This window comes from Streptomyces amritsarensis, assembly GCF_001953875.1.
GTDB classification, from domain to species: domain Bacteria; phylum Actinomycetota; class Actinomycetes; order Streptomycetales; family Streptomycetaceae; genus Streptomyces; species Streptomyces amritsarensis.
Genome location: NZ_MQUR01000169.1, coordinates 1 through 7,765, shown reverse-complemented (window position 1 = coordinate 7,765; position 7,765 = coordinate 1). Strand labels below are relative to the sequence as shown.

Genomic DNA, 7,765 nt, shown 5'->3' with positions numbered 1-7,765 from the left:
GGCGGGCGGCACGATGGGGGGGGTGGCGGGCGGGGTGGCGGGCGGGGTGGCGGGTGCCGAGCGCAGGGCGAGGAGGTATCCGGCCTGGAAGCGGCTCTCGGCGCCCAGTTCGTCCATCAGCTCGGCGATGTGGCGCCGGCAGGTCCGCAGGGACATGCCGAGCCGGCGGGCGATGAGCTCGTCCTTGGCGCCGTCGGCCAGCCGGGCGGCAATCGCGTCCTGCAGCTGGGCGGAGGCGGCCGGGGTGTAGGAGGCGGAGAACGGCTCGGCCAGGCTCCAGGCGTTGGCGAAGACCGAGCAGAGGAAGGCGACGGCGGAGGGTTCGCGCAGGACGACGGCCGCGTCGGGGTTGTCCCATACCGGGAGGAATGCCGTGGCGCGGTCGAAGACCAGCATCTTGCCGAAGAGTTCGCCCAGGGTGCGGACCTCGGCGCCGGCGGCGCCGACGGCCTGGACGTACTCCTGGGTGCCGGGGCTGTAGCGGGCGGTGTGCTGGTAGAGGGTGTGCAGGCGCACGCCGCGGCCCAGCATCTCCAGGTCCCGCGGGAGCGCGCGCTCGAGGTAGCCGGGCGGGCGGCCGCCGCCGGGCTGGACGGTGAGGACCTCCTCGGTGCAGCGGGCGGCGGTGTCGGCGATGAGGAGCATGACGCGGTCGCGGGACTCCACCACCTCGACGGCTCCGGAGTCGGCGCCGCGGCGGTAGGTCTCCTCGTACAGGGGGATCAGCGAGCTGAGCCTGGCGCGGGTGCGTTCCAGGGTCTCCAGGCGGCGGCGCAGCCGGTTCTCCTCCGGTCCCACCAGTTCGGCGGCGGCGGTGTAGGGGCTGACGGCCCGCCAGCGGGCGCGGGTGCCGTCGCCGTCGCGGGCCAGGAGGCGGTGGCGGGCCAGTTCGGCGGCGGCGTGCTCGGCGTGTTCCTCGGCGAGGCCGAGTGCGGCGGCCAGGGCGGTGGTCGGCTGGGGGCCGCCCTCCAGCAGGCGGGTGTAGAGCCGGACCGCGGTCGGACCGAGGTCCGCCCCCGGCCCCGGCCCCGGCCCCGCGGCGGGGGCGGGGTCCGGGCCGGGACCGGCGGCCGCGCCGGGGGTCGGAGCGGGGAAGAGGCCCGGCGCCGGCTCCAGGTGGGCGGCCGTGCCGGGGGGCGGGGCGGGGAACAGGCCCGGCGCCGGGTCCAGGTGGGCGGCCGCGCCGGGGGCCGCGTCCGGGTACAGGTAGGCGGCCGCGCCGTGGGCCGGGGCGGGGAGGGGGGCTGGCGCCGGGTCCAGGTGGGCGGCCGCGCCGTGGGCCGGGGCGGGGGCGGGGTCCCGGCCGGGACCGGCGGCCGCGCCGGGGGTCGGGGCGGGGAGGGAGGCCGACGCCGGGTCCCGGTAGGCGGGGGCCGGGTTGGGGCCTTGCGTGAAGGGCGAGTTGGCCACGGGGGCCGGGTGGGCGGCCGGAGCGGGCGCCGGGTCCGGGTACGCGGCCGGGGCCTCGATGGACGCCGCTGCAGCTGGGCCGGGGTCGCGGTACGCAGCCTGGGCCGGAGCGGGGGCAAGGCCGGGGACCACAGCCGGGCCCGGGCCTTGGTCGGGAGCCGCGCTGGACGCCGGGATCACAGCCGGGACCACGGCCGGGGCCGAGTCCCGGGGCGCGGCCGGGGCCGGGCCGGGGGCGCAGTGCGCGGCCAAGGCCGGATCCGGGTCCCGGTAGGCGGCCGCGGCTGAGACCGATTCGGGGCCCGGAGCCGACCCGGGGGCCGGGGCCGGGTTCGGGCCCTGTGTAAGGGGCGAGTTGGCCGTCGGGGCCGGGTACGCGGCGGGGTCCGGGACCGCAACCGGGCCCGGGTCCGGGTACCCGGCCGGAGCCGCAGCAAAGTCCTGGCACACAGCCGGGCCGGCGGCCGCGCTGGGGGCCGGGACGAAAGCGGGGACGGCGGCCGGGTCCGGGCCCCCGTACGCCGCCGGGGCCGGGTCTCGGTACGCAGCCCGGGCAGGGGCGGGATCAGGGACCGCAGCCTGGTCCGAGGCCCGGTCGGCGGCCGCGGCCGGAGCCGGGCCGGGAACCCCGCACACCGTCGGAGCCGGGTGCGGGGTTCGGTGCACGGCCGGGCCGGGGCCCTGGTACGCAGCCGGGGCCGGATCCGGGTCCCGGTAGGCGGCCGCAGTCGGGGCCGGATCCGGGACCCGGTAGGCGGCCGCAGCCGGGGCCGGATCCGGGGCCCGGTCGGGGGCCGGGACCGGGCCGGGAACCGGGGCCTGGTTCGGGATGGGGCCTGGGTCTGGGTCCGGCGGGGGCGGTAAGGCTCCCGGCACCTCAACAGATGCCCTGGTATCGCTGGTTCTGTCCATGTTTTGCACCCCTCCCTTTCGTGCCACGCACCTTGCTGAGGCCCGTGCCCGCTGGACCCAGAGTTCCCGGCCGGAGATTCTTGAGTCACCGGAAAGAAAGACCCGGCGAAATCAGATCGGAATTCACTTTCTCAGGAGAACAGCATGAAGTTCACTCGGCTCCTTTGCACGGCGGCGCTGGCCGTGGGTATTGCGGGCAGCATCGTTTCCGGCGCGGCGTCGGACTTCGGATCCGGTCCGGCTTCCGCACGGACCGCCGCCCCGTGCGACGGCCGTCCGGGGGACACCGAGTGGACCAACCCCGCACACCACTGCCCTCCGGCCCTCTAGAGCCGATCGGGCACCGCCAGGTTCCACCTTCGCGCGAAAGTCACTGGAAGAACCCGATGCCGAACCCCCCTCCAGGCCGCAGGGAAGCCGGTCTTCCCTGGTGGCAGACCCTGTCGCTGCTCTGCGCCGGATGCCTGGCCGTCCTGCTGCACCGGCGGATCACCGGCCCCTCCCCCTCACAGACCCCCCGCCGCACCGGCGGCGGGAGGCCGCCGCACAACGACGCGGCCGCCCATCTCACCACTTCCTGGTGACGGAAAAACCCTTCCCCGCCCCCGATGGCCGAGAGCGCTTTCAGTAAATCAGCAATCCGAGGCGGAAGAGGGGTCGGCCGAATGGGTTCGGCCTGAAATAGGCCCGATCCTTTCCTTCCGGCCACGGGCCGGCAGCGCGGGCCGTGCACCTTCGGAAATCCTGTTCCGGCGGCACGGCATTCACAGCCCCGCATTCACCTCCCCGCCCCCTCGCCGCCCGCCTCAGGCCCGGCCCAGGCCCACTCCCCCGCCCACTTCCCGAGCCCACCCCAGGCCTGCTCCAGGACGCCCCCGGACCCACCCCAAACCTGCTCACGGGTCGATCCGGAACGACTCCCGGAACCACCCCAGGGCCTGCTCCCGGCCAACACCCAGGCCTGCCCCAGGCCTGCCCCAGGCCTGCCCCAGGCCTGCCCCGGGGGTCGATCCGGGACGGCTCCCGGGCCGCCGCGGGCTCACGCCGGGTCTGCTCGCGGCCCTCCGAACGGCCCGGCAGGGCCCCCACGACCACCCGATGTCCGATACATCCCTTGAAGGAGAAAATGTCATGCGTATCAGCCGCAAGCGTGCCGCCGTCATGATCGTCAGCTCGGTCGCTGCCGCGGGGGTCCTCCTGCCCTCCGCCGCCTCCTACGCCGCCCAGGCACCCGCTCCGGCCGCCCCGGCCGCCGTCGCGGGTGTCGCCCCGGGCGAGGCGGGCGCCCTCGCGGGGAAGGTCGACGTCGCCTCCGCGGTCCTCGACATCACCCAGAAGATCATCAACATCGTCAACGAGGCCATCGAGCGCAAGCAGAACCGCTCCGGCTACGTGAAGTCCCTGATGGAGGGAGCCTTCTACGAGTCCGGCCAGCGCTACAACGTGATGGTCATCAACAACGCCAACAGCTACACCCCCAACCTGCACGGCGTGGTCTACGACGCCAAGGTCAGCGGCATCCACGGCACCTACCGGGTACTGGTCTTCGAGTCGGGCCAGTTCACCAACCACGGCGACGGCGGCTGGATCAACTGGGCCTTCCGCGGCTGGTTCGACCGCGACGGCGGCCACGTGAACTTCCGCCGCTCCTGGTAACCCGCCCCCGCCCCCGCCGGCCCGAACCCACCACCCCCGGCCCCGGGCGGGCCGGCGACCCCGGCCCCGGCCCGTGCCGCCGCCCCGACCCCGCACCACCGCCCCGCCCCGTACCCCTCCCGTCCCCCGTCGTTTTCCGTCCCCGTAGAACAGGACTCATCGCCATGCGCCGCAACACCACGCTCGCCACGATCGCCCTGACCGCGCTCACCCTGACCGGGGCGGCCGCGCTCCCGGCCCACGCCGCCGAGCAGCCCGCCCCGGCCCCCGCCGCCGTCTCCACCCCCGCCTCCTCCCCCGCCGCGTCCGAACCCGACGCCGCGGCCGCCGCCGACAAGAGCGTCAGCGTCAACGTCTCCATGGACCAGCTCGGCAGCGGCAAGGCCATCGCCGACGCCCTGCGCGGCATCAAGACCGACAACCGCGGCACCTTCGTGCAGGAAGCCGTCGACAAGGCGTTCAAGGCCGCCGGCAGCCGCCACAACGTCATGCTGTTCAACCTCAGCCAGAACTACCACGACCAGTTCCAGGGCACCCGCGTCTACGCCAACGTCCAGTGGGGCAACATCCACTACGGCCTGTGGATCTTCGAGTCCGGCCAGTTCACCAACCAGGGCGACGGCGGCTGGATCAACTGGGGGTTCGTCGGCTGGTACGAGCGCAACGGCGGCCACGTGAAGTTCAACCGCTCCTGGTAACACCCCCCCCCAGGCCCACCGGCAGCCCCCTTTTCCCGGCCCCCGTCCCCACCGGACGACACCGGCAAAAGGGGGCCGCCGGGCATACCCGGAACCGCTACCCGTCCCGGCACAGGGGCACCGCCACGACGGTCCCGCACACCGGCAAGCCCCACCCGAGCCTGTCCGCCCGCACCGTGCACCACGGCGGCCCCGGGGCGGCCGCGTACACCTCCGGCACGCACCACGACGGCGGCAACAACCCGCCGCACGACGCCCCAACAACCCGCTGCACCATCCGGCACCCCCCCCGGCACGCCACAAACGGAGCCGCACCGCCCACCTCCCGGCCTCCACAACGACCCCGACACGCCCGGGCCGAACGCCCGACAGACCCCCCTCACCCGCCGACCAGGCCGCCCCCCGCCCGGCAGGCCCACCCCCGACCGAAGCAGAACCGAGCGGCCGCCGCCACCACACCACCACGCCAGAACACCAGAACACCAGAACACCAGGACGCGAGAACACCAGAACACCAGGACGCGAGAACACCAGGACGCCGGGACGCCAGGACGCCGGGACGCCGGGACGCCAGGGGCAGGCGATCACCCGCGGCAACGACAGCCACGGCGACGCCGGCCACGCCACCGGCACCCTCCAGGCCCCGCCAGAACAACTACCCGCGCCCGCCGCCTCGAGATACGCGCGCGACGAAGCACCTGCCACCCAGACACAGTTCGAAACCGCGGACAAGGCCCGTACCGCCCGCCGCAGGCAGGACCCCGACCCGCCGCCCAGCCGGATCGGCGCATCGACGGATCGGCGCCCAGCCGGATCGGCGGATCGGCGCATCGGCGGCTGGGCGGCTGGGCGGCTGGAAATCTGGTCGGCCGTGACGCCCGACCCGCCTCCGGGCCCGGCATGACAGGAACAGAGGGCGGGGTGGGGCCGGGGGCCGGTGGGGTGGACGGGGGTGTGTCGGTGCCGGGCCAAAAGGACGGCGTCCGGCACGGTGGGGCGCGGGTCCAGCCGTCCGCCGCCCCCACGCGCAGGCGGCATCCGGGGCGTGTGTGAGGGGTTCGCATGGCCGAGAACAACAACACCGGCAACGACAACGGCACCGGCACCGGTGCCCGCTCCGGCGCCGACACCGCCAGCGCCAGCGGCAGCGGCAGCGGCAGCGGCAGCGGCAGCGGCAGCGGCAGCGGCAGCGGCAGCGGCAGCGGCAGCGGTGCAGTCTCCCCGCCGACCAGCCGGCGTGCCCTGCTGCTGGCCGCCGGCTCGGCCGGGGCCGCCGCCGTCCTGAGCGCTGCGTGCACCGCCCCGGCCGGAACACGGGGTGCGGCAGCAATGCCGTCCGCCACCCCGGCCCGGCCCGAAACAGCGGCGGCCACGACCCCGGCCCCGGCCTGCGTCCTCGCCGTCGAGGCAGGCGCGGGACCGTACTACCTGGATCTGGACCTGGTCCGCTCCGACATCACCCAGGGCCGCAACGGAGTACCACTGCGACTGGACCTGACAGTCGTACGGGTCCCCGACGGCTGCCGGCCCCTCCCGGCCGCCGGCGTCGAGGTCTGGCACGCCGACGCCGACGGCGACTACTCCACCGGCAAGGACACCTTCCTGCGCGGCACCCAAATCACCGACCGCACCGGACACTGCGTGTTCCACACGATCATCCCCGGCTGGTACGCAGGACTGGCCCCGCACATCCACTTCAAGGTCCGCCCCGACACCCGCACCGAGACAACCTCGCAGTTCTTCTTCCCCGAAAACCTCCTCACCCACATCTACACACACCCGCCCTACGCACACCGCACCCCACCCGAACACCCCAACCAGCGCGACAGCCGCTACCGCGCCGCAGGAAAAACCATGACCCTGCCCCTCACCCCCCACGGCAACGGCTACCACGCCGCCTACACCATCGGCATCACCTAACCCCCCACCAACCCCCCGACACCCCACCCCGACACCCCCACCCAAACAACCCGGGCACCGGCGACCGGCACCCACAGAGCCCGCCACGCGACAGTCCCGCAGCCCGAACCGGCGCCCCGAACCGGGCAGCCGCCACATATCCGCAGGTCAAAAACAGCTACGGGGCACCGGAAACAGCCAGCGGGTGCGGGGTACGCCCGAATCGGAGAAGCTGGGCATGGCCACAGCGCCGCCGGGCGCGACGGACAGGCGAGGAGGCCTCATGGACGCACCAGCAGACGGCCGCAACCCCCGCACAGTCCGGACCCGCACCCGCACCCGCACCCGGACCCGCACCCGGACCCGCACCCGGACCCGGACCGGGATCCTGCTGAGCGCCGCAGCAGCCCTCACGACCGCCGCCCTACCGGCCTCCGCGACCCAACCCACCCCCACGCCCGACCCGGTGGTCGTCGACTGCTTCTCCAAAGGCCAGATACGTCCCGACGAATACCTCCTCGCCTGCGGCGACGGCAACAACCGACTCGTCAAACTGCACTGGAACACCTGGGGACCCAAAACCGCCACAGCCACCGGCACCGACATGGTCAACGACTGCCGCCCCTACTGCGCAGCAGGCCGCTTCCACCCCTACCCCGTAACCGTCACCCTCAGCGACCCCCAACCCTGGCCCCACCACCCCGGCACCCAACGCTTCACCACAATCCGACTCCTCTACACCCACACCCCACCCACACCCACCCCCAAAGACGTAACCTACAAACTCGTCTACGACACCCCCACCCCCTGACACACAACCCCACACCAAGCCACAAACACACAGACACACGGACACGCCGACACAGCGCGGGTGCAGATCGCGGATGGCTGTCCCGTAAGGATCTGTGAGGGCCGCGCAGCTCGCATCCGACGCGTACGGGCGTGGCTGGACATCTGTACACGTGGGACCTGGTGCACACTGCTGACATGGCCGAGGACGAGGCACAGCTCAGCCCTCCTGAGTCGCTGTTGCAGTTGATCGACAATCTCGCGCGGTTCCATCGCGAGCATGAGGAGTACTACTCGCAGGCACCGTTGCGGCAGGCCGGCGAGCTGCAGGCGTGGTCTCGGGCGCTGAAGACGCTGGCCGACCGGTGGAGCATGGTGGGCGTGGGCCAGCAGACGTCGGC

The 7,765-nt window shown here is 73.9% G+C and carries 6 protein-coding genes and 1 pseudogene; 6 read left to right on the top strand and 1 reads right to left on the bottom strand.

The window, feature by feature from the left end; translation table 11 throughout:
• Window positions 1–1,410 (bottom strand): hypothetical protein (locus AVW11_RS34905; RefSeq protein ID WP_076047028.1); only part of this gene is annotated, 1,410 nt, incomplete at its 3' end.
• Window positions 1,411–2,708: 1,298 nt separating this feature from the next.
• Between AVW11_RS34905 and AVW11_RS34900 the strand changes: the two genes are divergently transcribed.
• The 6 genes and pseudogenes from AVW11_RS34900 to AVW11_RS34870 form a co-directional block, all read left to right on the top strand.
• Complete coding sequence (locus tag AVW11_RS34900) at window positions 2,709–2,906, top strand: hypothetical protein (RefSeq protein ID WP_076047027.1); 198 nt, start codon at window positions 2,709–2,711, stop codon at window positions 2,904–2,906.
• 547 nt (window positions 2,907–3,453) lie between these two features.
• The gene (locus tag AVW11_RS34895; protein ID WP_051700862.1) at window positions 3,454–3,978 is read left to right on the top strand and encodes a hypothetical protein; all 525 of its coding nucleotides are present in this window, start codon (window positions 3,454–3,456) and stop codon (window positions 3,976–3,978) included.
• A gap of 164 nt (window positions 3,979–4,142) precedes the next feature.
• Entirely contained in the window at window positions 4,143–4,676 is a 534-nt protein-coding gene (locus AVW11_RS37605; protein WP_076047026.1) for a hypothetical protein, read from the top strand.
• A gap of 1,062 nt (window positions 4,677–5,738) precedes the next feature.
• The gene (locus AVW11_RS34880; protein ID WP_079250910.1) at window positions 5,739–6,596 is read left to right on the top strand and encodes a dioxygenase family protein; all 858 of its coding nucleotides are present in this window, start codon (window positions 5,739–5,741) and stop codon (window positions 6,594–6,596) included.
• Between the two features lie 262 nt (window positions 6,597–6,858).
• The gene (locus tag AVW11_RS34875) at window positions 6,859–7,386 is read left to right on the top strand and encodes a hypothetical protein (protein ID WP_240528345.1); all 528 of its coding nucleotides are present in this window, start codon (window positions 6,859–6,861) and stop codon (window positions 7,384–7,386) included.
• Between the two features lie 176 nt (window positions 7,387–7,562).
• Window positions 7,563–7,765, top strand: a pseudogene (locus tag AVW11_RS34870) (hypothetical protein); the annotation flags it as partial.